Origin of the sequence: Nonomuraea sp. NPDC049709, assembly GCF_040674815.1 — a bacterium.
Taxonomy (GTDB): Bacteria; Actinomycetota; Actinomycetes; order Streptosporangiales; family Streptosporangiaceae; genus Nonomuraea.
This window is the reverse complement of the sequence record NZ_JBFANM010000056.1, coordinates 57546-82732: the sequence shown is the minus strand read 5'-3', so window position 1 is coordinate 82732 and position 25187 is coordinate 57546. Positions and strand designations below refer to the sequence as shown.

Annotated in this window: 22 protein-coding genes and 1 pseudogene; 11 read left to right on the top strand and 12 right to left on the bottom strand. The window is 72.9% G+C overall.

Going from position 1 to position 25187, the window contains the following annotated elements; all coding sequences use genetic code 11:
* From AB0J69_RS42270 to AB0J69_RS42255, 4 genes are all read left to right on the top strand, one after another.
* Positions 1-459 (top strand): EboA domain-containing protein (locus tag AB0J69_RS42270; protein ID WP_364130027.1); only part of this gene is annotated, 459 nt, incomplete at its 5' end.
* Complete coding sequence (locus tag AB0J69_RS42265) at positions 459-1337, top strand: TatD family hydrolase (protein WP_364130024.1); 879 nt, start codon at positions 459-461, stop codon at positions 1335-1337. The genes AB0J69_RS42270 and AB0J69_RS42265, both read left to right, overlap by 1 nt.
* Positions 1337-2464, top strand: coding sequence for a metabolite traffic protein EboE (eboE, locus tag AB0J69_RS42260; protein ID WP_364130021.1), 1128 nt, complete (start codon positions 1337-1339; stop codon positions 2462-2464). The genes AB0J69_RS42265 and eboE overlap by 1 nt, the downstream gene beginning before the upstream one ends.
* Entirely contained in the window at positions 2461-3843 is a 1383-nt protein-coding gene (locus tag AB0J69_RS42255; protein WP_364130018.1) for a nucleotide pyrophosphatase/phosphodiesterase family protein, read from the top strand. Before eboE ends, AB0J69_RS42255 begins: the two co-directional genes overlap by 4 nt.
* Before the next feature lie 28 nt (positions 3844-3871).
* Here AB0J69_RS42255 and AB0J69_RS42250 read toward each other — a convergent pair whose 3' ends face one another.
* The 7 genes from AB0J69_RS42250 to AB0J69_RS42220 all read right to left on the bottom strand — a co-directional run bounded on the left by AB0J69_RS42250 (position 3872) and on the right by AB0J69_RS42220 (position 13387).
* Entirely contained in the window at positions 3872-6445 is a 2574-nt protein-coding gene (locus tag AB0J69_RS42250; RefSeq protein WP_364130016.1) for an ATP-binding protein, read from the bottom strand.
* Entirely contained in the window at positions 6442-7278 is an 837-nt protein-coding gene (locus tag AB0J69_RS42245; protein WP_364130014.1) for a potassium-transporting ATPase subunit C, read from the bottom strand. Before AB0J69_RS42245 ends, AB0J69_RS42250 begins: the two co-directional genes overlap by 4 nt.
* Positions 7279-9363 carry a potassium-transporting ATPase subunit KdpB gene (gene kdpB / locus AB0J69_RS42240; RefSeq protein ID WP_364130011.1) on the bottom strand — a complete coding sequence of 695 codons (2085 nt, stop codon included), beginning with the start codon at positions 9361-9363 and terminating at the stop codon, positions 7279-7281.
* A 2-nt stretch (positions 9364-9365) separates the two neighbouring features.
* Positions 9366-11027 carry a potassium-transporting ATPase subunit KdpA gene (gene kdpA / locus AB0J69_RS42235; protein WP_364130008.1) on the bottom strand — a complete coding sequence of 554 codons (1662 nt, stop codon included), beginning with the start codon at positions 11025-11027 and terminating at the stop codon, positions 9366-9368.
* Positions 11027-11116 (bottom strand): K(+)-transporting ATPase subunit F, encoded by a 90-nt coding sequence (gene kdpF, locus AB0J69_RS42230; RefSeq protein WP_364130005.1) that lies wholly within the window; start codon positions 11114-11116, stop codon positions 11027-11029. The genes kdpA and kdpF overlap by 1 nt, the downstream gene beginning before the upstream one ends.
* Positions 11117-11365: 249 nt before the next feature.
* Complete coding sequence (locus AB0J69_RS42225) at positions 11366-12577, bottom strand: cation:proton antiporter (protein ID WP_364130002.1); 1212 nt, start codon at positions 12575-12577, stop codon at positions 11366-11368.
* A gap of 156 nt (positions 12578-12733) precedes the next feature.
* Entirely contained in the window at positions 12734-13387 is a 654-nt protein-coding gene (locus AB0J69_RS42220) for a class I SAM-dependent methyltransferase (RefSeq protein WP_364130000.1), read from the bottom strand.
* A 185-nt stretch (positions 13388-13572) separates the two neighbouring features.
* Here AB0J69_RS42220 and AB0J69_RS42215 point away from each other — a divergent pair, with 185 nt between their 5' ends.
* The 3 genes from AB0J69_RS42215 (at position 13573) to AB0J69_RS42205 (ending at position 17112) form a co-directional block, all read left to right on the top strand.
* Positions 13573-14226, top strand: a complete 654-nt coding sequence (locus AB0J69_RS42215) for a rhomboid family intramembrane serine protease (protein WP_364129997.1) — start codon at positions 13573-13575, stop codon at positions 14224-14226.
* A 197-nt stretch (positions 14227-14423) separates the two neighbouring features.
* Entirely contained in the window at positions 14424-16028 is a 1605-nt protein-coding gene (locus AB0J69_RS42210) for an ABC-F family ATP-binding cassette domain-containing protein (protein ID WP_364129994.1), read from the top strand.
* Positions 16029-16188: 160 nt separating this feature from the next.
* Positions 16189-17112 (top strand): PaaX family transcriptional regulator C-terminal domain-containing protein, encoded by a 924-nt coding sequence (locus AB0J69_RS42205; RefSeq protein WP_364129991.1) that lies wholly within the window; start codon positions 16189-16191, stop codon positions 17110-17112.
* A gap of 113 nt (positions 17113-17225) precedes the next feature.
* On the opposite strand, the gene AB0J69_RS42200 is transcribed toward AB0J69_RS42205, so the two are convergent.
* The 4 genes from AB0J69_RS42200 to AB0J69_RS42185 all read right to left on the bottom strand — a co-directional run bounded on the left by AB0J69_RS42200 (position 17226) and on the right by AB0J69_RS42185 (position 20126).
* Positions 17226-17615, bottom strand: coding sequence for a hypothetical protein (locus AB0J69_RS42200; protein ID WP_364129989.1), 390 nt, complete (start codon positions 17613-17615; stop codon positions 17226-17228).
* A gap of 22 nt (positions 17616-17637) precedes the next feature.
* Positions 17638-18027, bottom strand: a complete 390-nt coding sequence (locus AB0J69_RS42195) for a hypothetical protein (RefSeq protein ID WP_364129986.1) — start codon at positions 18025-18027, stop codon at positions 17638-17640.
* 464 nt (positions 18028-18491) lie between these two features.
* Positions 18492-19868 carry a serine hydrolase gene (locus tag AB0J69_RS42190; RefSeq protein WP_364129983.1) on the bottom strand — a complete coding sequence of 459 codons (1377 nt, stop codon included), beginning with the start codon at positions 19866-19868 and terminating at the stop codon, positions 18492-18494.
* A gap of 12 nt (positions 19869-19880) precedes the next feature.
* A complete protein-coding gene (locus AB0J69_RS42185) occupies positions 19881-20126 on the bottom strand; it encodes a hypothetical protein (RefSeq protein WP_364129980.1) in 246 nt (81 codons plus the stop codon).
* Between the two features lie 228 nt (positions 20127-20354).
* On the opposite strand from AB0J69_RS42185, the pseudogene AB0J69_RS42180 reads away from it, so the two are divergent.
* The 4 genes and pseudogenes from AB0J69_RS42180 to AB0J69_RS42165 form a co-directional block, all read left to right on the top strand.
* Positions 20355-20495 (top strand): annotated as a pseudogene (locus AB0J69_RS42180) (helix-turn-helix domain-containing protein); the annotation flags it as partial.
* Positions 20496-20663: 168 nt separating this feature from the next.
* Entirely contained in the window at positions 20664-21287 is a 624-nt protein-coding gene (locus tag AB0J69_RS42175) for a MarR family transcriptional regulator (protein ID WP_364130035.1), read from the top strand.
* Between the two features lie 13 nt (positions 21288-21300).
* Positions 21301-21582: a DUF2804 family protein gene (locus tag AB0J69_RS42170; RefSeq protein ID WP_364129977.1), complete on the top strand. Its 282-nt coding sequence runs from the start codon at positions 21301-21303 to the stop codon at positions 21580-21582.
* Positions 21583-21678: 96 nt separating this feature from the next.
* Positions 21679-24321, top strand: coding sequence for a DUF6493 family protein (locus AB0J69_RS42165; RefSeq protein WP_364129975.1), 2643 nt, complete (start codon positions 21679-21681; stop codon positions 24319-24321).
* Positions 24322-24379: 58 nt separating this feature from the next.
* On the opposite strand, the gene AB0J69_RS42160 is transcribed toward AB0J69_RS42165, so the two are convergent.
* Positions 24380-25099, bottom strand: a complete 720-nt coding sequence (locus AB0J69_RS42160) for a class I SAM-dependent methyltransferase (protein ID WP_364129972.1) — start codon at positions 25097-25099, stop codon at positions 24380-24382.
* Positions 25100-25187 lie beyond the last annotated feature (88 nt).

Here is a 25187-nt window from a genome sequence, read left to right as displayed (position 1 = left end):
CTGCCCGACGCGCCCGGCTGGACGGCCGACGAGGCGGCGCGGACGCTGCTGCTGGCCTCGCTCCCGCCCGATCGGGCCGCCGCCGAGGCCGGCGACCTCTACCACCACGGCGACGCCGACGAGAAGCGGGCCGTGCTCAAGGCCCTGCCCATGCTGCCGGTCGGTACGCAGGCCGTCCCCCTCCTGCACGACGCCATCCGGACCAACGACGTCCGCCTGGTGGCCGCCGCCCTCGGCCCGTACGCCCGCCACCTCGACCAGGCCGCCTGGCGGCAGGCGGTGCTCAAGTGCGTGTTCATGGGCGTGCCGCTGGACGCCGTCGACCGGCTGGACGAGCGGGCCGACCCGGAGCTGGCCGGCATGCTGGCCGACTTCGCCGCCGAGCTCGCCGCGGCCGGGCGCCCCATGCCCGGCGACGCCGCCGACCTGCTCCGCCGTCTCACCAGCGAGGAGACCTGATGCGCATCTTCGACCCGCACATCCACATGACCTCACGCACCACCGACGACTACGCCCGCATGGCCGCCGCCGGCGTCCTGGCCGTGGTGGAGCCGGCCTTCTGGCTGGGGCAGCCGCGGACGAACCCGGGCTCGTTCACGGACTACTTCGACTCGCTCATCGGCTGGGAGCCCTACCGCGCCGCGCAGTTCGGCGTCGTTCACCACGCCACGATCGCGCTCAACCCCAAGGAGGCCAACGACCCGCGCTGCCGCCCCGTCCTGGACCTGCTGCCGCGCTACCTGGACAAGGACCGCGTCGTCGCGGTCGGCGAGATCGGCTACGACTCGATGACGCCGGAGGAGGACGACGCCTTCGAGCGGCAGCTCGCCCTGGCCGTCGAGCACGAGCTGCCGGCGCTCGTGCACACGCCCCACCGCGACAAGGCCCGGGGCACCCGGCGCACGCTCGACGTCGTGGCCGCCTCCGGCATCGCGCCGGAACGGGTCGCCGTCGACCACCTCAACGAGGTGACCGTCGGGCTCGTGAAGGACTCGGGCTGCTGGATGGGGTTCTCCATCTACCCCGAGACCAAGATGTCGCCGCCGCGCATGGTGGAGATCCTGCGCGCGCACGGCCCCGACCGCGTGCTGATCAACTCCGCCGCCGACTGGGGCGTCTCCGACCCGCTCCTCACCTTGGAGACCGCCAGGGCGATGCTGGCGGCCGGGTTCGGCGAGGACGACGTGGACCGGGTGCTGTGGCGCAACCCGGTGGAGTTCTACGGCCAGTCCGGCCGCCTCGACCTGACCGCCGCCGGCCCGGGCGCCCGCGACACCGAGCCCGCGTTCGCCGAGCCGACGTTCGCCGGCAGCTCGATCCGGCGCGGCGGCGAGTGATGCGGCTGCGGCACCCGTCGGGGACACCGCTGCACCTGAGCTACTGCACCAACGTGCACCCGGCCGAGGACCTCGACGGCATCATCGCCCAGTTCGACACGTACGCGGTCCCGGTCCGGGCCCTGCTCGGCACCGACGTCCTGGGGCTGGGGCTCTGGCTGGCCGCGCCCGTCGCCGCCGAGCTGGCCGCCGACCCCGCCGCGACCGGCAGGCTCGGCCGCGAGCTGGCCGCGCGGGGCCTGGAGGTCGTCACGCTCAACGGCTTCCCGTACCGCGCCTTCCACGACCCGGTGGTCAAGCAGGCCGTCTACCACCCCGACTGGACCACGCCGGCCCGGCTGGCGTACACGCTCGACCTGGCCCGCGTCCTGGCCGGCCTGTTGCCGGACGACGCGGCCCGCGGCTCGGTCTCCACCCTGCCGCTCGGCTGGCGCGAGCCGTGGGACGCCGCGATGGCGGACCTGGCCGCCCGCCGCCTGGACGAGCTCGCCACCGGCCTGGCCGCCGTCGAGTCCGCCACCGGCCGGGTCGTACGCGTGGCGTTCGAGCCCGAACCCGGCTGCGTCGTGGAGAGCACCGAGCAGGCCGTCGCCCACCTGGCCGGCGCCGACACCGACCGGCTCGGCATCTGCCTGGACCTGGCGCACCTGGCCTGCGCGTGGGAGCGCCCGGCCGACGCGCTGGGCGCGCTGCGCGCGGCCGGCCTGCCCGTCGTGAAGGTCCAGCTCTCGGCTGCCCTGGAGACCACCCATCCGCCCGCGCTGGCCGAGTACGTGGAGCCGCGCTTCCTGCACCAGACCCGCACTCCCGCCGGGCACCGGGCCGACGACCTCGACGAGGCGCTCGACCGCCGGCTGCCCGGCCCGTGGCGGGTCCACTACCACGTGCCGCTGCACGCCGACCCGGCCCCGCCCCTGGCCACCACCGTCCCGGTGCTGCGCGAGGCGCTCGCGGAGCTGGCCGGCGGGCCCGAGCCGCTGTGCGACCACTACGACGTGGAGACCTACACCTGGGGCGTGCTGCCGCCGGCGCTGCGGCCCACGACCTCCGCCGAACTGGCCGCCGGCATCGCCGGCGAGCTGGACTTCGCCCGTACCGAGCTGTGCGACCTGGGAGTGAAGGCATGACCTCGCTGTTGGTCCTGGACGTGGTCGGACTGACCCCGCGGCTGCTGGCCCACATGCCGCGCCTGCGCGCCGTCGCCGGGAGCGGTTTCCAGGCCGAGCTGGGCACCGTCCTGCCGGCCGTCACCTGCTCGGCGCAGTCCACGTTCCTCACCGGCCTGCCGCCGTCCGGCCACGGCGTCGTCGGCAACGGCTGGTACTTCCGCGACCTCGGCGAGGTCCTGCTGTGGCGCCAGCACAACGCGCTGGTCGGCGGCGAGAAGCTGTGGCACGCCGCCCGCCGCGAGCGGCCCGGCTTCACCGTGGCCAACGTGTGCTGGTGGTACGCCATGGGCGCCGACGTCGACTGGACCGTCACGCCCCGGCCGATCTACCGCGCCGACGGCCGCAAGGAGCCCGACTGCTACACCGACCCGCCCGAGCTGCACGAAGAGCTGACCGCGAAGCTGGGCACGTTCCCCCTGTTCAGCTACTGGGGGCCGGGGGCCGGGATCGCGTCGTCGGCCTGGATCGCCCGGGCCACCGAGCACGTCATGGCCACCCGCGACCCCGACCTCACCCTGGCCTACCTCCCGCACCTCGACTACGACCTGCAGCGCTACGGCCCCTCCGACCCCCGGGCCGCCGCGGCCGCCGCCGAACTCGACGCCGTCCTGGCGCCCCTGCTGGACGCGGCAGGGGACCGGACCGTGGTGGTCCTGTCCGAGTACGGCATCACCGACGTCTCCCGCCCCGTGGACGTCAACCGGGCCCTGCGCGCGGAGGGCCTGCTGCGGGTGCACACGCAGGACGGCATGGAGTATCTGGACCCGTGGACCTCCCGGGCGTTCGCCGTCGCCGACCACCAGGTGGCGCACGTCTACGTCCGCGACCCGGCCGACGTGCCCGCCGTGGCGAAGCTGTGCGAGTCGGTGCCCGGCGTGGCCACGGTGCTCGACCGGGAGGGGCAGGCGGCGCACGGGCTGGACCATCCCCGCTCCGGCGAGCTGGTCCTGCTGGCCGACCCCGACGCCTGGTTCACCTACTACTACTGGCTCGACGAGGCGCGGGCCCCCGACTTCGCCCGCCTGGTCGAGATCCACCGCAAACCGGGCTACGACCCGGCCGAGCTGTTCTTCGACCCCGCCGGCCCCGCCGCCGCCAAGCGCCGGGCCGGGCTGGCGCTGCTGCGCAAGAAGCTCGGCCTGCGTTACCTCATGAACGTCGTCGGCCTCGACCCCGGGGCGCGGGCGGTCCGCGGCTCCCACGGGCTGCTGCCCGCCGACCCCGCCGACGCGCCCGTCCTGCTCTGCTCCGACGCGTCCGCGGCCAGGGAACGGTACGCGGCCGTGGAGGTCAAGGACCTGCTCCTGAGCCTCGCCCGAACGCCGGTCAGGGGGTGACGCGGTAGCCCGTGCCGGGCCCCGGTGATCAGGCCGGGATGCCGTTCGGCGGCCCGGCACGGCGCGGAGGAGCCGCCCGGGACGAGACCGGCAGCTTGACGATCATGGTGAGACCTCCTCCTGGTGTCTCCTCGGGTTCGAGGGTGCCGCCCATGGCCTCGGTCAGTCCGCGTGCCAGCGCCAGCCCCAGGCCCACGCCGGTGCCGTTGTCGCGGTCGCCGAGCCGCTGGAACGGCAGGAAGACCCGGTCGTGCGCCTCGCGCGGGATGCCGGGCCCGCGGTCGATGACGCGGATCTCCACGTCGTCGCCGTGCGTGCTCGCGGTGACGAGCACGTTCCGGCCGGGCGGGCTGTGGCGCACGGCGTTGCTCATCAGGTTGACCAGCACCCGCTCCAGCAGCGCCGGGTCGGCGACGACGTCGGGCAGCTCGATGTCGACGTCGCCCTCGACGCGCTCGCGCAGCGAGCCGAGGTCGTCGATCGCGCGGGGCACGACGTCCTCCAGGGCGACCGGCTGGAGCGACAGGCCCAGCACCCCGGCCTGCAGGCGGCTCATGTCCAGCAGGTTCTCCACCAGCCGGTCCAGCCGGACGAGCGACTCGCCGGCGGTGGCCAGCAGCTCCTCCCGGTCGCGCGCCGACCAGGCGACGTCGTGGCTGCGCAGGCTCTCCACGGCGGCCTTGGCGGCCGACAGCGGCGTACGCAGGTCGTGGCTGACGGCGGCCAGCAGCGCGGTGCGCATCCGGTCGGCCTCGGCCAGCGGCCTGGCCTGCTCGGCCTCCTCCTGCAGCCGCTCCTGGCGCAGCGCGACGGCGGCCTCGGCGGCGAACGCCTCCAGCACCCGCCGGTCGCTGGCGTTCAGCAGGCCGCCCCGCGCGGCGAGCACGAGCCGCTCGTCGATCCGCACGTCGGTGTCGGCCACGCCGGGGCTGGTGCACGGGGTCGTGCCGGTGGTCGCGACGATGCGCCAGGCCTCGGGCTGGGACCGGTCGTCCGGGGTGGGTTCGCCGGTGCGTTCGAGCAGCGTGACCGAGTCGAGGGAGAACGTCTCGCGCAGGCGGCCGAGCAGCGAGGACAGCGCGGCCTCGCCGCGCAGCACGTGCCCGGCCAGCGTGGACAGCGCCTCGGCGTCCGCGCGGGCCCGGGCCGCCTCCCGGGTACGCCGGGCCGCCAGGTCGACGATCGTGCTGACCGCGGCGGCCACCAGCACGAACACGACGAGCGCGAGGAAGTTCTCCGGATCGGCGATGGTCCAGGTGGCGAGCGGCGGCGTGAAGAACCAGTTGAGCAGGAGCGACCCGCCGACCGCCGCCGTGACCGCCGGCCAGGTCCCGCCGATCAGCGCGACCCCGACGACCAGGCACAGGAACAGCAGGATCTCGCTGGGCAGCGAGATCACGTCGCGGAAGGGCAGGAGGGCGGCCGTCAGCAGCGGCAGGCCGGCCGTCGCGACCGCCCAGCCGGCCAGCCGGCGCTTGCTCGTCAGCGCAGCCCGGGAGCGGTCGTGATGTCGGCGCCCCTTCTTGGCCTCCTCGTGCGTGATCATGTGGACGTCGATCGACCCGGACAGGGCCGTGGTCTCCACGCCGACGCCGCGCGAGAAGATCTGCGCGAACCGGCCCCTGCGTGAGGCTCCCAGGACGAGCTGGGTGGCGTTGACGCCGCGGGCGAAGTCGAGCAGCGCGCGGGGGATGTCGTCGCCGACGACCTGGTGGTAGGTGGCGCCCATGCTTTCGACCAGGGTGCGCTGGCGGGCCAGGTTGGCGGGATCGCCACCGGCCAGCCCGTCGGCGCTGGTGACGTGGACGGCCAGCAGGTCGGCGCCCTTGGTGCGGGCGGCGATGCGGGCGGCCCGGCGGACCAGGGTGTCACCCTCCGGGCCGCCGGTGAGAGCGACGACCACGCGTTCGCGGGTCTCCCAGGTGACGGCGATGCCGTGGTCGGCGCGGTAGCGGTCGAGCTGGTCGTCGACCTTGCCGGCGACCCAGAGCAGGGCCAGCTCGCGCAGCGCGGTGAGGTTGCCGACGCGGAAGTAGTTCGACATGGCCGCGCTGACCTTCTCCGGCGCGTAGACGTTGCCGTGCGCCATGCGGCGGCGCAGCGCCTCCGGGGACATGTCGACCAGCTCGACCTGGTGGGCCCGGCGGACCACCTCGTCCGGGACGGTCTCGCGCTGCGGGATGCCGGTGATCTGCTGCACGACGTCGTTGACGGACTCCAGGTGCTGGATGTTCACCGTGGAGATCACGTCGATGCCGGCGTCGAGGATCTCGTCGATGTCCTGCCAGCGCTTGACGTTCTTCGAGCCGGGCACATTGGTGTGGGCCAGCTCGTCGATCAGCGCCGCCGTGGGTGCGCGCTCGATGACCGCATCCACGTCGAGCTCGGTGAAGGTGGCGCCGCGGTAGACGAGGGTCTTGCGCGGGATGGTCTCCATCCCCTCCAGGAGGGCGGCGGTGCGGGGGCGGCCGTGGGTCTCGACGAAGCCCACGACCACGTCCCGGCCGCGCTCGCGGGCGCGGCGGCCCTCGCCGAGCATCGCGTACGTCTTGCCCACCCCGGGGGCCGCCCCGAGGTAGACCCGCAGGCGGCCCCTCCTCACGACCGGTCCAGCGCCAGGTTGAGCTCGAGCACGTTGACGGCGGGCTCGCCCATGAAGCCGAGGGCGCGGCCGGTGGTGTGCTCGTCGATCAGCGCTCGCACCTGCTCGACCGGCATCCCGCGCTCCTTGGCGACGCGGGGCGCCTGGAGGCCGGCGTAGGCGACGGAGATGTCCGGGTCGAGGCCGGAGCCGCTGGCGGTGACCGCGTCGGCGGGCACCGTGGGCGTCGCGGAGTTGCCGCGGACCGGGACGGTGCGGCCGGCCGCGTAGTCCTCACCCGGCTTCGCGCACTCCACCGTCAGGCCCTGGTAGGTGGGGAGGAACGGGGTGGCGGGGCAGGCCTGGTTGACGCTGACGGCGCGGTCGGGGAAGACCTTCAGCACCGCGCCGACCCCGTCGGGGGTGCAGTACGGGCGGGCGCCGCTGACGCCCTCCAACTCGCCGACCGCCCGGGAGCGGGCGCACACATGGGTGAGCAGCGACTGCTTGCCCGCGTCCGCGCCGTGGGGCAGCACGTCGATGACGTCTTCGGGGCCGAGGTTGCTGGCGCTGGTGGAGGTGGGGTCGTAGCCGTCGCCGGCGGCCGACGGGCGGGACTGGAAGTACTTGCGGACCGGATTGCCGTCGGCGTCGGTGAAGGACTGGCCGATCAGCGAGCTGCCGACGGCCTTGCCGTCCTTCTCGATGACCGAGCCGTTGGCGTTGCCGCTGAACAGCGCCTGGGCCACGCCGGTGACGGCCAGGGGGTAGACGATGCCGGTGACCGCCGTGAGCACGAGCAGCGCGCGCAGGGCGGCCACGTGCTGGCGGATCCAGCTGGGCATGCGGTTCATTTATGACATCCCCGGAAGGAACTGGATGATGAGATCGATGATTTTGATGCCGATGAACGGCGCCACGATCCCGCCCAGGCCGTAGACGTACAGGTTGCGGGACAGCAGCTTGGCGGCGCTGGAGGGCCGGTATCTGACTCCTCTGAGCGCGAGCGGGATCAGCGCGATGATGACCAGGGCGTTGAAGACGACCGCGGCCAGGATCGCCGACTGCGGGCTGGACAGGCGCATGATGTTGAGGGCGTCCAGGCCCGGGTAGACGGCCGCGAACATGGCCGGGATGATCGCGAAGTATTTGGCGATGTCGTTGGCGATGGAGAACGTGGTCAGCGCGCCCCGGGTGATGAGCAGCTGCTTGCCGATCTCGACGATCTCGATGAGCTTGGTCGGGTTGGAGTCGAGGTCGACCATGTTCCCGGCCTCCTTGGCGGCGGAGGTGCCGGTGTTCATGGCCACGCCGACGTCGGACTGGGCCAGGGCGGGGGCGTCGTTGGTGCCGTCGCCGGTCATCGCGACCAGCCGGCCGCCCTCCTGCTCCTTCCTGATCAGCGCCAGCTTGTCCTCGGGGGTGGCCTCGGCCAGGAAGTCGTCCACCCCGGCCTCGTCCGCGATGGCCTTGGCGGTCAGCGGGTTGTCGCCGGTGATCATGACGGTGCGGATGCCCATCCGGCGCATCTCGTCGAAGCGCTCCCGCATGCCCGCCTTGACCACGTCCTTGAGGTGGATCACGCCGAGCACCCGGCCCTTCTCCGCGACGACCAGCGGGGTGCCGCCGGAGGCCGAGACGCCGTCCACGATGTGGCCGATCCCCTCGGTGGGGTGGCCGCCGGCGTCGCGGACCCACTTCATCACCGCCGTGGCGGCGCCTTTGCGCACCTCGCGGCCGGCCAGGTTCACCCCGGACATGCGGGTCTGGGCCGTGAAGGGCACCCACTCGGCGCCGTGGATCTCCCGCTCGCGCAGCTCGTAGCGCTGCTTGGCGAACACCACGATCGAGCGGCCCTCGGGCGTCTCGTCCGCCAGGCTCGACAGCTGGGCGGCCTCGGCGAGCTCCTGTTCGGTGACGCCGTCCACCGGGACGAACTCGGCCGCCTGCCGGTTGCCCAGGGTGATCGTGCCGGTCTTGTCCAGCAGCAGCGTGGACACGTCCCCGGCCGCCTCGACCGCCCGCCCGGACATGGCCAGCACGTTGCGCTGGACCAGGCGGTCCATGCCGGCGATGCCGATCGCCGACAGCAGCGCCCCGATCGTGGTCGGGATCAGGCACACGATCAGCGAGACCAGCACGATCCCGGTCACGCCGTCGGCGGTCAGCGCGAGCGAGTCGGGCACCCCGGGGTTGATCGACTTGGCGTAGATGGCCAGCGGCTGCATCGTGGCGGTGGCCACCAGGAAGATGACGGTCAGCGCGGCCAGCAGGATGTTGAGCGCGATCTCGTTCGGCGTCCGCTGCCGGTTCGCCCCCTCGACCAGGGCGATCATCCGGTCCACGAAGCTCTCGCCGGGTTTCTGGGTGATCCGCACGATGATGCGGTCGGACAACACCTTCGTGCCGCCGGTCACCGCGCTGCGGTCGCCGCCGGACTCGCGGATCACGGGCGCGGACTCGCCGGTGATGGCCGACTCGTCCACCGACGCAATGCCCTCGACCACGTCGCCGTCACCCGGGATGGTCTCCCCGGCCTCGACGACCACGAAGTCGCCCTGCCGCAGCTCGGGCGCGCCGACCGTGTCCCACTCCGGCGACGTGCGGCTCTTCAGCCGGCGCGCGGTGGTGTCCCGCTTGGCGGCGCGCAGCGTGGCGGCCTGGGCCTTGCCCCGGCCCTCGGCCACCGCCTCGGCCAGGTTGGCGAAGACGACGGTCAGCCACAGCCACACCACGATGGCCCAGGCGAAGAACGACGGATCGAAGACGGCCAGCACGGTGGTGAACACCGCGCCGATCTCCACGATGAACATCACCGGGTTGCGCCACAGGCTCAGGGGATTGAGCTTCTTCAGCGCGTCCGGCAGCGAGGCGATCATCTGTTTCGGGTCGAGCAGGCCGCCGCCGACCCGGCTCTTCTCCTTCGGGGTCGTTGACATGGTCAGAGAAGTCCTTCTGCGAGGGGTCCGAGCGCGAGTGCCGGGAGGAAGGTGAGGGCGACCAGGATGATCGTCACGCCGACCACCATGCCGACGAACTGCGGCCGGTGGGTGGGCAGCGTGCCGGCCGAGGCGGGCACCGGCGCCTGCCGGGCCAGCGAGCCGGCCAGCGCCAGCGCCAGCACGATCGGCAGGAACCGGCCGAAGGCCATGCACAGGCCGAGCGTGGTGTTGTGGAAGGTGGTGTTCACGCTGACGCCGGCGAAGGCGGAGCCGTTGTTGTTGGAGGCGCTGGTGTAGGCGTACAGGATCTCCGACAGGCCGTGCGGGCCGGAGTTCAGCATGGCCGAGCGGCCCACGTCGGTGCCCATGGCCAGCGCCGTGCCGATGAGCACCAGCACCGGGGTGACCAGGAAGTACAGCGAGGCGAGCTTGATCTCGCGGGCGCCGATCTTCTTGCCCAGGTATTCCGGGGTGCGGCCGACCATCAGGCCCGCCACGAAGACGGTGATGACGGCCAGGATCAGCATGCCGTACAGGCCCGCGCCGACGCCGCCCGGCGCCACCTCGCCGAGCAGCATGTTGAAGATCAGCATGCCGCCGCCGAGCGCGGTGTAGGAGTCGTGGAAGGAGTCGACCGAGCCGGTGGAGGTCAGCGTGGTGGCGGAGGCGAACATGCCGGAGTTCGAGACGCCGAAGCGCGACTCGCGGCCCTCCATCGCCTGCCCGATCGCCTGCGGCACGGTGCCGCCCGCGCTCAGCTCCGCCCACTGGGTGACGCCGATGCTGATGATCGCGATGATCGCCATCACGCTGATGATCGCGTAGCCCTGGCGGTTGTCGCCGACCATGCGGCCGAACGTGCGCGGCAGGGCGGCGGCGATCACCACCAGCAGGAAGATCTGCACCCAGTTCGTCCACGACGTGGGGTTCTCGAACGGGTGGGCGGAGTTGACGTTGAAGATGCCGCCGCCGTTGGTGCCCAGGTCCTTGATCGCCTCCTGCGAGGCGGCCGCGGCGGGGGTGAACGTCTGCTCGCCGCCGGTCAGCGTCGTCCACGTGCTGTGGCCGGCGAAGGTCTGGATCACCCCGCCGGCGACCAGCACGATCGCCGCGACGAACGCGATGGGCAGCAGGATGCGGAGCGTCCCGCGTACGAGGTCCACCCAGAAGTTGCCGAGCGTGTCGGCCTTCTTGCGGGCGAAGCCGCGCACCAGGGCGATGGCCACCGCCATGCCGACCGCCGCGGAGACGAAGTTCTGCACCGCCAGGCCGGCCGTCTGGACGACGTGGCCCATGGTGGCCTCGCCCGAGTACGCCTGCCAGTTGGTGTTGGTGACGAAGCTGACCGCGGTGTTCCAGGCCAGCGCCGGCTCGACCGGCTCCATCCCCAGCGACAGGAACAGGTGGTTCTGCAGGCGCTGCAGCCCGTACAGGAACAGGACGGACAGCACCGAGAACGCCAGCACGCTGCGCGCGTAGACGCCCCACCGCTGCTCGCTGTCGGGCTGGACGCCCAGCAGCCGGTAGACGCCCCGCTCGACGGCGGAATGCCTGGTGCCGGTGTAGACCCGGTACATGTGGTCGCCCAGCGGCCTGTAACAGACGGCCAGGGCGAGCAGCAGGGATGCGATGAACAGGATCCCGGCCATGGTCGATGACATCAGAACCGCTCCGGGAACAGCAGGGCCACGACCATGAAGATCACAAGACCGGCGGCCACGACCAACCCGATGGCGTTGACGGCGTTCACAGCCGTTCCACCGCCTTGACGACGTACCCGAGGACCACGAAGACCGCGATCGTCAGGGCGACGAAGATGACGTCGGCCATCCCCACTCCTCAACTCCGTGACAGGTGTTCCAGTCGCCCTTCGCGAGCGGCTGTAGACCCAGCAAATCCGGGTTTTTGGGTGGTTTTGGCTTTCTTGACGGGTTCCATACGGGCGCGGCCGGATTCTTGATGCGGTCCCTACGCGCCCGCCCGTTGGACGGGGGCCGGGTCAGTCCCCGCGCAGCCGCCGCCGGGCACCGCCGAACCAGGCCGGCACCTCGCGCTCGTCGTCGAACCCGCGGGCGACCACGATGTCGGTGGAGGAGTGCAGCAGGATCGACAGCACGATGGTGACCGCGACGAGCTGGAAGACCTGCTGCGCGGTGGCGATGCCGGAGGCCAGGACGATCAGCCCGTACACGACGGACGCGAAGCCCTTGGGCCCGAACCAGGCCACGGCCGCCTGCTCGCGTACCGACAGGCCGGAGCGCAGGAAGGACAGCCAGATCGCGATCGGGCGGGCCAGCACCAGCGCCAGGACCGCGAACAGCCAGCCCCGCCAGCCGACCGCGCCGAGCAGGGCGGGGGTGATGAGGGCGCCGAACAGCAGCAGCGCGGCCAGCTTGAACAGCTCCGCGATGAGCTCGCCGAAGTGCTCGAACGACTCCCGCTGCCGCTCCCCGAACGTGGCCACCGTGATGCCCGCGGCGAACGCGGCCAGGAACAGGTTGCCGTGCGTGGCCTTGCCCAGCGCCAGCACCAGCAGGCCGATGGCCAGGGCGTTGAGCGGCTCGTACGGGGTGGAGGCGGCGAACCAGCGGGTCTGCTCCAGCTTGATCGCCAGCCACGGCACGGCGACGCCGATCAGCACGCCCATCCCGAGCTCCAGACCGAGCTCGCCCAGGTGCAGGTCGTCGGAGCCGGCCGCGACGGCCAGGAACACCATCACGAAGGGCAGCGCCAGCCCGTCGTTGACGCCGGACTCGACGTTCAGCAGCTGCCGCAGCCGCGGCGGCACCTTCTCGTTGCCCACCAGCGCGGCGGCGAAGACCGGGTCGGTGGGCGCCAGGATCGCGCCGATCAGCAGCGACTCGACCCAGCCGAGCCCGACCAGGTAGTGCGCGCCGACCGCGGTGACGACCAGGGTGAGCGGCAGCCCCCAGCCCAGGGCGCGGCCCGGCAGCCGCCAGGCGGTGCGCAGGTCCTTCCAGCCGACCCGCATGCCGTCGGTGAACAGCACCGTGAACAGGGCCAGCTCGGCCAGCGTGCCCACCAGCTCGTCGCCCGGCCGGACGGACACCACACCGAGCACGCCGTCGCCCAGCACGAACCCCGCCACCAGGAACAGCGCCGCCGTGGACAGGATCGTGCGATGCGCCAGGCTGGACACGAGCACGGCGAGCAGCAGCACTCCGGCGAACGCCGTGAGCAAGGTGACCATCGGGGAAGCCTCCGGAGGAACGTCGACAGGACCCTTGCCGACCAGGCTTCCCGGCACACCGGCCCTTACCGTAACAGCTCGGCCGGAGCGGTGTTCTCTACGCGGCCTTGACGTGTGCCGCGGCCGGTCGAGGGTCCGCCGGGCGCTGCGGCCGGCTCAGGTCACGGCGGGGCGGGCGCTGCCGATGACGTGGGAGATGTGCCAGCGGGCGAAGCGGTCGAGCCGGTCGATGACGAATCCGGCCCGCTCGATGGCGGCGACCACGTCACGTGCCGGGTGACAGCCGCCGCACACGCGGGCCCACACCGGGGTGACCATCGCCTCGGCCAGCGCCATGGCCGGATTGACGGAGCGCTGGTGCTCGTGGAAGCGCAGCTCGCCGCCCGGCCGCAGCACGCGGTGAATCTCGCCGAGCGCCGTGTCCAGGTGCGGGGCGCAGCACAGGGCGAGCGAGCAGACCACCGCGTCGCACGTGCCGGGTTCCACGGGGAGCTGGGAAGCGTTCCCGCCGAGGATCCGCACCCGCATCGGGACGTCGTCGAGGACGAGGCGGGCCGCCGCGCGCAGGAAGGGGTCGGACTCGACCAGGACGACCTCCTCGCAGGCGGCGGGATAGCAGGTCAGCTTGACGCCGTCACCCGCGCCGACCTCCAGCACCCGGCCGGACAGGCCCTCCATCAGCCGCCGCCGCTGAGGGGTCATCGTCGCGCCCCAGCGCACCGGGCGGGGGTGGTGGAACTGCTCCATCCCCGAGCCGACGCCTTCCCCGGCATCGGGGGGCACGCTGGGCTGCGGAACATGAACGACCATGGCTCCTCCTGAGGGCGACGGCTCCCAGCCTGCGGCACCCGCTCATCCGGATGGAGCCATCTCTACACGATTCCTACGGTCCGCGCGCCAATAGTCACGCTTCCTTGACGGGCCGCGTTCCGATGCCGAATCCGTGATCTTTCGATCCGATACTGGTGCGACACGGAAGAGCGCGGGAGGACCAGATGGAGACCAAGGGCCCCACGGCGGAGATCATGATCGCCGAAGCCCGCAAGGCGTTATGGGTGATGGTCGGGTTCCTGGCCGTCATCTGGATCCTCCAGGTCGTCAACTGGGCAACGGGCTACGCTCTGAGCTACGAGTTCGGGCGGCAGGCGTGGAACCTCGAGAGCCTGCCCGACATCGTCACCTCCCCGTTCCTGCACTGGAGCTGGGCGCACATCGAGGCCAACTCGGGGCCGCTGTTCATCTTCGGGTTCCTGTCCGCCTACCGGGGCGTCGCCAAGTTCTTCGGCGTGACGGGATTCATCATCCTGGTGAGCGGCGTGGGCGCCTGGTTCACCGGCGACCCGATGAGCACGAACGCCGGTGCGAGCGGCGTCCTCTTCGGCTATTTCGGCTACGTGCTGGTGCGCGGCGCGTTCGACCGGCATCTGATCGACATCGTGGTGGGCGTCGTCATGGCCCTGTGCTTCGCCTACCAGTTCGCGGGGCTGCTGCCCCAGGAAGGCATCGGCTGGCAGAGCCACCTGTTCGGCTTCCTGGGCGGCCTGGTGGGCGGCTGGCTGTTCCGCGACCGCAAGCGCCCCGCACCGGCCGCCCCGCAGCAGAGCCCGAGGTCCGCGCTGCTCAAGGAACTGGACGACCTCGGTCTCTGACCGGCAAATGCCCCCATCTGTTACCGTTGGGGCATGCATTATTACTTCCTCTGAGAAACGACGGTCTCAGCCGCCTGTTCGGCCCCATCAGCGGGCGCGGCTGAGCCTCTTCGCCGTCGTGTCTCGTCTTTCACGGATTCCCGCCCGCATCACGTCCGCTCTGCCGGCATGCGCGGGATCCGGTTCTCGGAGGAAGCATGTCCACCGCCATCTCCCTACCGGCCCGTGCCCGGGCCCATCTCAACGCCACCGATCTGCGCCTGGCCCGTGGCGGCCGCCTCGTCCTGGCCGGCGTCGACCTGACCGTCTCTCCCGGTGACCGGCTGGGGGTGGTCGGCGAGAACGGGCGCGGCAAGACCACCCTGCTGCGGGTGCTCGCCGGGACGCTCGCGCCCGACTCCGGCACGGTCCACCGGGCCGGTACGCTCGGCGTCGCCGACCAGGAGCTGCCCGCCGGCGAGGGCCGTACCGTCGGCGACCTGATCGACCTCGAACTGGCCCAGGTGCGCGCCGCGCTGCGCGCGTTCGAGTCGGCCACCCTCGCGCTCGCCGACGGACGCCCCGGCGCCGAGCAGGACTACGCCGACGCGCTCGAAGCCGCCGAAGCTCTCGGCGCCTGGGACGCCGACCGCCGCGTGGACGTCTCGCTGGCCGCGCTGGACGCCGTCCACGACCGGGACCGCCCGCTGGCCGGCCTGTCGGTCGGGCAGCGCCACCGGATCCGGCTGGCCGGCCTGCTCGGCGCGGGTCACGACCTGCTGCTGCTGGACGAGCCGACCAACCACCTCGACGCGGCCGGGCTCGACCACCTGACCGCGCGGCTGCGCGAGCACCCGGGCGGCGTGGTGCTCGTCAGCCACGACCGCGCGCTGCTGGCCGACGTGGCCACCTCGATCCTCGACCTCGACCCGACCCGCGACGGGCGTCCCCGTACCTACGGCGGCGGGTACGCCGGCTACCGGGAGGGCAGCCGCGCCGAGCGGGAGCGCTGGGAGAGCGAGTACCGCGACCAGCAGGACGAGCGCCGGCGGCTCGCACAGGACCTGTCCGCGGCCCAGAACCGGCTGTCCACGGGATGGCGGCCGGAGAAGGGGACCGGCAAGCACACCCGCGCGACCCGGGCCCCCGCCCTGGTGCGCGCGGTGCACCGGCGGCAGGAACTGCTCGAGGAGCACGTCCTGGACGTCCCCGAGCCGCCGCTGCGCTTCCGGCCACCGCGGCTCGGGGCGCCGGCCGGGGCCACGCTGCTCCGGGCCGACGGGGTGACGGTGCGCGGCAGGCTGGCCGCACCGCGATCGGTGCTCCTGCGCGCCGCCGACCGCCTGGTCGTGGCCGGGCCGAACGGCTGCGGCAAGTCCACCCTGCTCTCGGTGCTCGCGGGCACGCTGGCCCCCGACGCGGGCGACGTGCAGCGCAAGCGGGGCGTGCGGGTCGGGCTGCTCACCCAGGAGCCGCCGCCGCCGGTACGGCGGCGCGCCTTCGAGGTGTACGACGCCGCCGTCGCGCGGGCGGGCGGGGACGACCGGGTCGGCCTGTCCCAGCTCGGCCTGCTGCCATCGGGGGCGATGCACCAGCCGGTCACCGAGCTGTCGCTCGGCCAGCGGCGGCGGCTCGACCTGGCCGTGCTGCTGGCCGCGCGACCGCACGTGCTGCTGCTGGACGAGCCCACCAACCACCTGTCGATGAGCCTGGTCGAGGAGCTCACCGAGGCGCTGGCCGAGACCGGCGCCGCCGTCGTGCTGGCCACCCACGACCGCCGGCTGCTCCGCGACGCCGCCGGCTGGCCCCGCCTGGGGCTCTGACCGCGCGCTCTTGCCCGGGACGGCCCCGTGACGGTCACGGGGCCGTCCCGGGCAAGGCGCGACCGTTTCGTGAGCCTCGGGTTCCACTGCGCGGAGGCCCTCACACGTACGACGAATCGACAACGTATGTATGCCTAAGCGTCATCCATATACTCCTGATGTGACTGAAGGTGAACGGTCTGAGGCAGGGGACGTCGATCTTCCGCGCTTCCAGGTGGGCGCGCCTCCGCAACACCTGATCACGACGCTGCTGGGCGACTACTGGATCAGCCGGCCGGAGCAGTTGCCGTCGGCGGCGCTGGTGCGGTTGACGGAGGAGTTCGGCGTGTCGCCCGTGGCGGCGAGGGCCGCGCTCTCTCGCCTGGCCCGGCGGGATCTGCTGGAGTCGTCGAAGGTGGGGCGGCGTACCTACTACCGGCTGACCGACCGGGCCGCGGCGGTGCTGTCGGAGGGGCGGCAGCGGATCATGTCGTTCGGGCTGGAGCACGGCGCGTGGGACGGGACCTGGGTGGTGGCGGCGTTCTCGATCTCCGAGGAGCAGCGCGATCTGCGGCACGCGCTGCGTGCGCGGCTGCGCTGGCTGGGTTTCGCCCCGCTGTACGACGGGCTGTGGGTCTCGCCGACGGCGGACGCCGACGGTGCGGCGGCGGTGCTCGTCGAGCTGGAGGTGCCGACCTCGACGATCTTCCGTGCCCGGGCCCTGGACCTGGCGGGCACCCGAGCCCCGCAGGAGGCGTGGGACTTCGACCAGCTGCGGCGCACCTACGAGGGGTTCACGGCCCAGTACTCCCCGCTGCTGAGCCGGGTCCGCGAGGGCGCGGTCGGCGCCTCCGAGGCGCTGGTGGCACGTACCGGGATCATGGACACCTGGCGCACCTTCCCCAACCACGATCCCGACCTGCCGGCCGAGCTGCTGCCCGCCGGCTGGCCCCGGGCGGCGGCCAGGGACGTCTTCGTGGAGATCTACGACACCCTCGGCCCGCTCGCCGAGTTCCGGGTCAGGCAGATCGTCGCCGAGTTCGAGCCCGGCCTGGCCGAGCTGGTCGCCCACCACCGCACCAGCTCGATCCTCGCCCCCAGCTGACCACGCTGAGAGCGGGACATCAGCCTGGACGATCGCAATGTCCATGGCAGTACTCCGGTGACCCGGCCCGGGGGGACCCGCGGTTGACGGCCGCGGAGGGTCCGGGGTCCCCGTCAGGAGACGGACAGGTAGAAGGCGACGTCCCGCGTATGGCCGTCCGGGTTGATGCTCCGCACGGCGATGGTGACGCCGCGCTCCGGCTTGCCGCACTCCTTGGCGTTGATGATCGACAGCCAGCGCGGGGCGGGATACACCCCGACCGGAGTGGCGTGGATCGCCTCCGGGCCGCGCAACATGACGTTCTCGTTGAGGTTCACGCAGTAGATGCCCGTGCGCAGCCGGGAGGTGGAGATCACGTTGAGGGCGGCCCCCACCGTCCGGCCGTCCGAGGCGACCCGGACCGAGGCCTGCGCGTACGGCGTGTCGGCCTGCGCCACGGCGGCCGGTGCGAGGACGGCGGCGGCGGTGAGCGCCCCCGCGGCGAGGCTCTTGATGTTCTTCATGTACGTGTCCTTTCGGCCCCGGTCAGAGGACGGCGACGTCGAAGCCGCCGTCAGCCAGGTGTCCGGTCGTGGGGTCATAGACGACAACGGCGAGAGTGTTCTCCGCGTGATCGCAGAGGGCCGACGGGTTCCGGTAGGCGATGTACGGCAGCCTGTTCGGGACGCGCGGGGTGATCTGGATGAGCCCGCCCGTGACGTCCACCGAACGGCCGATCCGCACGCAGTAGTGGCCCTTGGCGACCCGGCTGGAGGCGGTGACGTTCTTGTGGTTGTTCAGCGTCCCGTCGGTGTCGACGATCGCCGCCGCCCGCGCGTACGGCGCGTAGATGTCGGCCTGCGCGACGGACCCCCCGGCCAGTACGCAGCCGGCGGCGGCGATGACGAGGCCGCCGGCCAGAGTATGACGCAACATGGAAACCCCCTTCGGTTACCCGCAGAAAGTGATCTGCAGCGGAAAAGTAAGTCAGGGGACAGCGCAGCGCCACGAACCACCCCGCACCATGAGGTTCAAGGAATCTTGACCGTCCGGGGCGAGTGATCAGATCAGGCGGGCAGCACCAGCGGCCCGTACGGCGTGCGCAGCACGGCCCGCTCGCCGTCCAGCTCCGCCACCTCGCTGGGGATCTCGTTGGCGATGCCCTCGCGCCGGCCAAGACCGCGGTGCGCCGGAGCAGGGTGACCAGGTCGGGCTGGACGCGCATGTCGCGGATCGGCGCGAGGCCGATCCCCTTGACCTGGAGGGGCTGAGCTCGGGCGCTCGCACCCGTAACATAACCCTGATCGACCGTAAAGAGATCTGCCTCTCAATTCCGGGTGACCGGCCGACCGTCCCGTACAGGTGGCACGCGACCCGGCCCCCGGCGGCCCCGGCGGTCCCTACTCCTCGCGGGCTCTCGGGTTCACCCGGCAGTTGGTGTGCAGGTATCGCGCGGCCCCGTCCTGGAAGTCGTAGATCGCGACCGTCTGCGTGTCCTCCAGCGGATCGTCCGACGGCATCAGGAAGTGCGTGTCGCTGATCGGGAGCAGCTCGTACGGGATGCGCTCCGGCTTGCCGAGGAAGCTCGCCTGCCAGGGATCCAGGACGAACGTGAGCCAGAGCCGCCCCCCGTCGGCCGACACCTCGTAGCGGGCCCCGGGCCGCTCGTAGACGCCCTCGTACCGGGACAGGTCGAGCGCCCGCGCCGGGTCGGGCTTCGGCAGCTCCGGGATCGTGACCGCGCCGAGCTCGGCCAGGATCTCGTTGAACACCTCCTTGTAGAAGCTCTCGCGCGGCCCTCCGTTCGTCATCAGGGAGAGGGCGATCCCGGAGTCCGGCAGGATCCGCAGGCGGGCGTTCTGGCCGACGGTGCTGCCGTCGTGCGCGTAGACGGTCTCGCCGTGCCAGTCGCACACGATGAGCCCGAGTGCCCACTCCGGCCCGAACATGTACGGGTCGGGCACGGGAACGCGCGACCCCGTCATCTCGCGGACGCTCCCGGCCGAGACGATCCGCGTCCCGTCCCTGGCCCTGCCCTCGCCGAGGACGACGTGCGCCATCGCGAGCACCTCCCGGGCCGTCGAGTTGACGTTCCCGCCGGGGCCGAACGCGCGCGGCAGGTGCGGCAACGGCGAGGCGACCGGCCCCTCGCCGAGGGACCGGATCACGTGCCCCGTGGCGGCCCGGCCGGGGTCCACCTGGTCGGGACGGCTGCTCGTGCCGGTCAGCCCCAGGGGGCCGAACAGGCGGTCCCGCATGATGTCGTCCCACCCCTTGCCGTCGATCACCTCCATGACGCGGGCGAGGATCGCGTAGCCGAGGGCGGCGCTGTAGCCGTGGGTGTACCCCAGAGGATGGACCTGGGGCGCGCCGGCGATGTTCTCGACCATGCGCTCGTACACGTCGTCGCCCTCGCCGGGGGCGCCGAAGTCCTCCTCGATACCGTTGGTGTGGTTGAGCAGGTGGCGGGGCGTGACCCGGGCGGTGACCTCGGGGTCGGCGACCCGGAAACCGGGCAGGTAGGTCCGCACCGGCTCGTCCAGCGCGACCTTGCCCTCGTCCACGAACTGCATGAAGGCGAGCGCCGTCCACGTCTTGCTCAGCGAGCCGCACTGGTAGATGGTTCCGGTCGTCGCGGGCTCGCCGGTCGAGACGTCCTTGACGCCGACCGCCAGGTCGGTGATCTCCCCGTCGTGGAGGATCCCGACGGTGGCGCCGGGGATGCGGTATTCGCCGAGGAGCTCGGCGGTCCGGGCCCGGATCCGCTGGATGTCCATGAGGCTCCCGACCTAGCGCAGGCCGACCGCGTTGGCGGCGTCGGCCTCGAAGAACTCCGTGGTGGCGAAGGCTCCGGCGTGCCCCTCGAAGAAGCCCCTGACGCCGTCGACCGAGTCGTGGACGATGACGTTCACCGCCCGGGTGCCGTCGCTGCTGGCCACCGCCAGGGTCCACTTCGCCCCCTTGGGCAGCCGGCCGTACGCCTGCTTCAGCGCACCCCAGAACCCGTCTCCGTCGGAGACCGTGGAAATCGCCATGACGTGCATCGTCGCGTCCTCCCGCAAAGTGTTTCCTGACTCGAAAAGGCTACGTTGCGTTTTAATAACCGTCAACGAAAAAAGCGACTGAGCAAGTATTTGAGCAGGGAATTCTCCGAAAATCGTTGCAGCAGCAATGTCGACAAACGCAATCTGCCGTTGCAATGTGCTGTCGATGAACGCACACTGGACCAAGACCAAGACCAAGACCAGGACAGGAGGCGGACGATGCCCGGAGGCAGGCTGACCCACGAGGACCGCCGGCGGATCGCGGCCTGGCTCGCCGAAGGGCTCGGATACGCCGAGATCGCCCGCCGGCTGGGCCGCCCGACCTCCACGATCAGCCGCGAGGTCGCCCGCAACGCCGCGGGCGGCGACTACCTGCCCGACCGGGCCCAGCAGGCCGCCGGGCGGCGCGCCCGGCGGCGCAAGCCCGCCCCGGCCGCGGAGCCGCCGGACGACGGGCGGACGGCCGAGTCGGTACGCGGCTACGTGGAGGAGTTCGCCGCCCTGCTGGCCGGCACTGGCCTGCCCCGGATGGCCTCCCGGGTCTTCGTCTGCCTGATCACCTCCGGCCCGGGGAGCCTGACGGCCGCCGAGCTCGTACGCGGGCTGCGGGTCAGCCCGGCCTCGGTGTCCAAGGCCATCGGCTACCTGGAGGCGATGGAGCTGGTCGGCCGCCGCCCGGACCCCGGCGGGCGGCGCGAGCGCTACGTCATCGACGACGACACCTGGCTCCGGGTGTGGCAGGCCGACACCGGGGCGCACGCCAGGGTCGCCGAGGCCGCGCGGCGCGGGATCGAGCTCTTCGGCGCCGGCACGCCCATCGGCGAGCGGCTGGGCCAGATGGGCCGGTTCTTCGCCCGGGTCAGCGATGAGATGAACAACAGCGGCCTGACCGACACCGCCGTCCGCGACGCGCTGACGGTGATCGCCGCGCTGGCGGACGCCGACCGGCCGCTGACCGCCGGCGAGCTGGCCACGGCGCTGGGCCTGCCCGGCGGGCGCGTCGCCGACGCCCTGGAGGCCATCGAACACCGCCCGGTCATCGCCGACCCGCTCGCCCTGCGGGCCACCGGGTCCGGCGCGTACACCCTCGCTCCGAGGCCGGACCGCCTGAGCCCCGCGCAGCGCGAGGCACTGCGCGCGATCGCCGGATAGTACGTTTCTCCCCATGCCGACCCATGAACGGGGCGGCTGCAAGATCGGCGCCTCGCTGGAGTGGGTGTACGACCGCTCCGACTGGCTGCGCCCGTGGCGCATCCAGGGAGACGGGGTCGAGGTGGGGTTCACGCCCTTCCACGAGAAGGTCTCGCGTACGGAGCTCGGCCTGGTCGGCTCGGAGACGCACCAGTGCTTCGGGCACTTCACCGGACGGGTACGCGCCGACGACGGGCAATGGGCCGACCTCGACGGCCTGACCGGCTGGGCGGAGGAGGCCCGCAACCGCTGGTGACCCGGGATTGTCGGGGCCTCTGGATAACGTCCCGGCCATGATCGCTGCCACGCGCGCGGGGTCCCGCCCCCGCCCCGCCGGAGACGAGGTGCCGGCGTGAACCCATGGACAGAGGTTCTCGACCGCATCGACGCGGGTGACGACGAGGACCTGGCGAGGTTCCTCGACGGGCTGAGCGACCTCGGCAGGCGGGCGGTGGCCCGGCAACTGCCCGCCCACCTGGCCGAGGAGCTCGGCGGCGGGTTCCTGGCCCGCCGCGAGGTCGAGGCCCTGGCCACCGGCTACCGGCTGGCCGGTGCGGCCTGCCTGCCCGGGGCGGCCCAGGTGGCGGCCTGGCTGGACCGCAGGGAGCTGCGCCGCCTGCGCGACCCCGACGCCGACGCCGCCCGGATCCTCTCCGTGCTGCGCCGCCGCCCCGAGAAGTGGCGCCGCGACCTGGCCGAGCGGCTGGTGGGCCGGCTGCGGCTCCCGGCCGAGCGGGATTGGCGCAGGCTGTGGGGCCTGCCCGGCTGGGACCTGGCCGCCGCGCTGGCGATCGAGACCGGCCTCGGGCCGCCCGACGGCGACGCGTTCGTCGCCGGCTGGGTGTGGGCGCTGGCCAGGCGGAAGCGAACGCTCGGCGGAGCGCCCGTCCTGGCCGCGGACCCGCTGCTCGACGACCTGCTCCCGCGCCTGTTCCACGCCCAGGGTGTGGGCCGGGCGCTCGCCCTGGACGAGTGGTGGAACCCCGGCCGGACCATCGCCGGCGAGCTGGCCGGCCTGGCCGAGGCGGGCCGGGTGCCGCGGCAGGCGCTGATCGACGGTTGCGCCGGCCGGTTCCTGGCCGGGGGCGAGGCCGCGGAGATCACCCCGTTCGTGACGTTGTGGCGGTGGCTGCGCCCGACGCCCGGCGAGATCCCGGTGCTCGACTTCGTCCGCCTGCTGCCGTCGGCCACCTCCCCGCTCGTGCGGCTGGCGCTGGATGAGCTGCACCGGGCCGAGGCCGCCGGAGCGCTGTCCGCCGAGCTGTTCGCCGAGGCGGTCGGGGCGCTGGCGTTCCGGCCGGAGCCGGAATTCGCCGGGGCCGCCGTGAAGTGGCTGGCGGACGCGCCCCCGTCCAGGAGCGGCGGCGCGGTGGCCGCGCTGGGAAGCGTGTTCGACGCCGGCACCCGGACGCTGCGCGAGCGCGCGGTGCGGCTGGCGGTCAAGCTCGCCCCGCACGCCGGCGACGGGGGCCGCGAGGCGATCCGCGAGGCGGCCACCCGGTTGCCCGCCGACCTGCGCGAGCGCGTGGCCGCCGGCTACGGCGCGGTGCCGGAGCCGGACCCGGAACCGTGGCCCGCCCCCGTCCTCGCCCCGTCCCCGCCGCCCGTCCTCGCGCCGCCTATCGGCACGGTGGCGGAGCTGGCCCGCGAGCTGACGGTGCTCAGCCGGCCGGCCGCCGACCCACAGCTGTCCGAGCGGGTCCTCGCCGCCCTGATCGAGCTGACCCACCGCGACCGCGACGGCGTGGCGGCGGCGCTGCGGCCCTGGTGGCTCGAACAGTGGCACCAGCCGTTCGACGCCCATTTCTACGCGCACGTCGCCAACGGCTACGACCGCGACCCCCGGTTCCTGCTGTTCCGCTGCGCGCTGGCGGTGGTCTCGCCCGAGCACGGCCGCGAGCTGTCCGCGCTGCTGGCCGGGCGATCCCGCGACTACCCGCCCATCGACGTGCTGCCCCAGCGCCTCGTCCGGCGCCGCCTGCGGGAGGTGATCGCCCTGTTCGAGCGGGGGGAGACCATCCCCGTGCTGCTGGCCACGCCGACCGCCGCCACCGGCCACGTCGGCGCGCGGACCCTGATCGAGCGGATGGAGCGGCTGGGGGAGACCGAGCCGCTGGAGGCCGACTTCCAGCAGGCGTTGTTACGGTTGCCCCGGCACGTCGACCCGGCCCTGCTCGTACGCGCGGAGAAGCTGCCGTCCCAGGCCGGCCGGCGGCTGGCGGCCTGGCTGCGCGACGGCGGCCTGCCCGACCCCGTCGTGGACTGGAAGCTGCGCAGGGTGCGGCACGACGGCCACCACCGCTGGGCGCCCTACGAGGTGCGGCCCAGCGTCGTGCCGCCCGAGGGCCTGCCCGGCTGGCTGGCCGAGCTGTGCGCGGTGGAGCACCGGCCCGGCTACCTCGCCTACCCGCGCGACGTGGTGTGGTGGCCGGCGATCATGCCCTCCCACCCCGAGGTCGTGGCCGCCTACCTCCTGCTGTGCCTGCCCAGGTTCCTCGACGGCTCCGATGCCCGGCTGGACGTCATGACGGCGCTCGCGCACGCCGACGGACCGCTGGGGGCGGCGACCGCGATCACGATCGCCGCCGGTCTGGGACACCGGCGGCCCGCCCGGCGGGCGACCGCGGCCGACGCGCTGACCGTCCTCGCCGTCCGCGGCCGGCTACCGGCCGCGGAGCTGGGCCGGGCCATCGCCGAGCTGATCCGGGCCGAGCTCCTCGTCCTCAAGCGGATCATCCCCGCCCTGGCCGAGCTGACCTCGGGCGGAGCGCACGCGGAGATCTGGCGGGCCCTCGCCGTGGCGCTCCCGTCCCTGCTGCCGGCCCCCGGCGAGCGGCCCCGGGCCGGGCTCGGCGAGCTGCTCGAGGTAGCCGTGCAGGCCGCCGCCCTCACCGGAGTGCGGTGCGAGATCCGCGGGCTGGCGGACCTGGCGGCCCGCAAGGGGTCCAGCCTCGTGCTCAAGGAGGCGCGGCGCCTGCACCTGGCGATCTCCTGACCGGGCGGACCGTTCGTGCGGCGGCCCGGCTACCGGGCCGGCGCGCCGGCCCCGCCGATCACGTACAGGCAATCATGTACATGCCGAGCTCGGGCGGGCCCGTGCGGCCCGGGGTGAGGCCGTGCTCGGCGAGCTCCGCCTTGAGCCCGGGCTCGTCGAGGATCCACCAGTCGTAGCTCGCCGTCACCTCCCCGGCGGGCCGCTCGTCGTGGAACGTGCGGTACGTCATGTGCCAGGTGATCCGCCCGGGCCCGGCGGGTACGGCGCGGCCCAGGCCCTCGTACCGGCGCCGCCCCACCCGCACGTCCGCGAACCGGGACTCCGGCACCGCCGTCGGCTCGGAGGGCGGCTGCAGGTTCAGCACCGCCCGGCCGCCGGGGGCGAGCCGGTCGGCGAGCAGGCGCCAGATCCGCTGCCGCCCGGGCGGGTCGAAGTGCCCGATGACGTTCATGGCGACGAGGGCGCCGAGCCGCTCCGGCAGCGTGGCCTCCAGGAAGCCCTCCGGCAGCACGGTCACCCGGTCGCGGAGCCCGGCGCTCTCGTTCACCCGCGCCAGCAGGACCGAGCGCAGCCCCGCCGACGGCTCGACGGCCACGATCTCGGCCCCGGGCACCGCCCGGGCGATGACCCGCGTGCCGTGCCCGCCGCCCGCGCCCACGTCCACGACCGGGCCGGCGAGCCCGGCCAGCGCCTCCGACAGCGGCGGCCCCAGAGCGGCCCAGTGCGGGGCGAGCATCATGTCGACGAACTCCGCCGAGCGCTCGTATTCGTCGGCCACCCTCACCTCTTATCTCCGATATTGATAATCATCATCATTTTGTGAGACTAGGGATGTCATGGGGCGATCGTCAAGAGTGTGGTGATCC

Coding starts and splice junctions, on each gene's coding strand:
- AB0J69_RS42265 (WP_364130024.1), top strand. CDS start 459: ATGCGCATCTTCGACCCGCACATCCACATGACCTCACGCACCACCGAC.
- eboE (WP_364130021.1), top strand. CDS start 1,337: ATGCGGCTGCGGCACCCGTCGGGGACACCGCTGCACCTGAGCTACTGC.
- AB0J69_RS42255 (WP_364130018.1), top strand. CDS start 2,461: ATGACCTCGCTGTTGGTCCTGGACGTGGTCGGACTGACCCCGCGGCTG.
- AB0J69_RS42245 (WP_364130014.1), bottom strand. CDS start 7,278: ATGAACCGCATGCCCAGCTGGATCCGCCAGCACGTGGCCGCCCTGCGC.
- kdpB (WP_364130011.1), bottom strand. CDS start 9,363: ATGTCAACGACCCCGAAGGAGAAGAGCCGGGTCGGCGGCGGCCTGCTC.
- kdpA (WP_364130008.1), bottom strand. CDS start 11,027: ATGTCATCGACCATGGCCGGGATCCTGTTCATCGCATCCCTGCTGCTC.
- AB0J69_RS42225 (WP_364130002.1), bottom strand. CDS start 12,577: ATGGTCACCTTGCTCACGGCGTTCGCCGGAGTGCTGCTGCTCGCCGTG.
- AB0J69_RS42220 (WP_364130000.1), bottom strand. CDS start 13,387: ATGGTCGTTCATGTTCCGCAGCCCAGCGTGCCCCCCGATGCCGGGGAA.
- AB0J69_RS42215 (WP_364129997.1), top strand. CDS start 13,573: ATGGAGACCAAGGGCCCCACGGCGGAGATCATGATCGCCGAAGCCCGC.
- AB0J69_RS42210 (WP_364129994.1), top strand. CDS start 14,424: ATGTCCACCGCCATCTCCCTACCGGCCCGTGCCCGGGCCCATCTCAAC.
- AB0J69_RS42200 (WP_364129989.1), bottom strand. CDS start 17,615: ATGAAGAACATCAAGAGCCTCGCCGCGGGGGCGCTCACCGCCGCCGCC.
- AB0J69_RS42195 (WP_364129986.1), bottom strand. CDS start 18,027: ATGTTGCGTCATACTCTGGCCGGCGGCCTCGTCATCGCCGCCGCCGGC.
- AB0J69_RS42190 (WP_364129983.1), bottom strand. CDS start 19,868: ATGGACATCCAGCGGATCCGGGCCCGGACCGCCGAGCTCCTCGGCGAA.
- AB0J69_RS42185 (WP_364129980.1), bottom strand. CDS start 20,126: ATGGCGATTTCCACGGTCTCCGACGGAGACGGGTTCTGGGGTGCGCTG.
- AB0J69_RS42175 (WP_364130035.1), top strand. CDS start 20,664: ATGGCCTCCCGGGTCTTCGTCTGCCTGATCACCTCCGGCCCGGGGAGC.
- AB0J69_RS42170 (WP_364129977.1), top strand. CDS start 21,301: ATGCCGACCCATGAACGGGGCGGCTGCAAGATCGGCGCCTCGCTGGAG.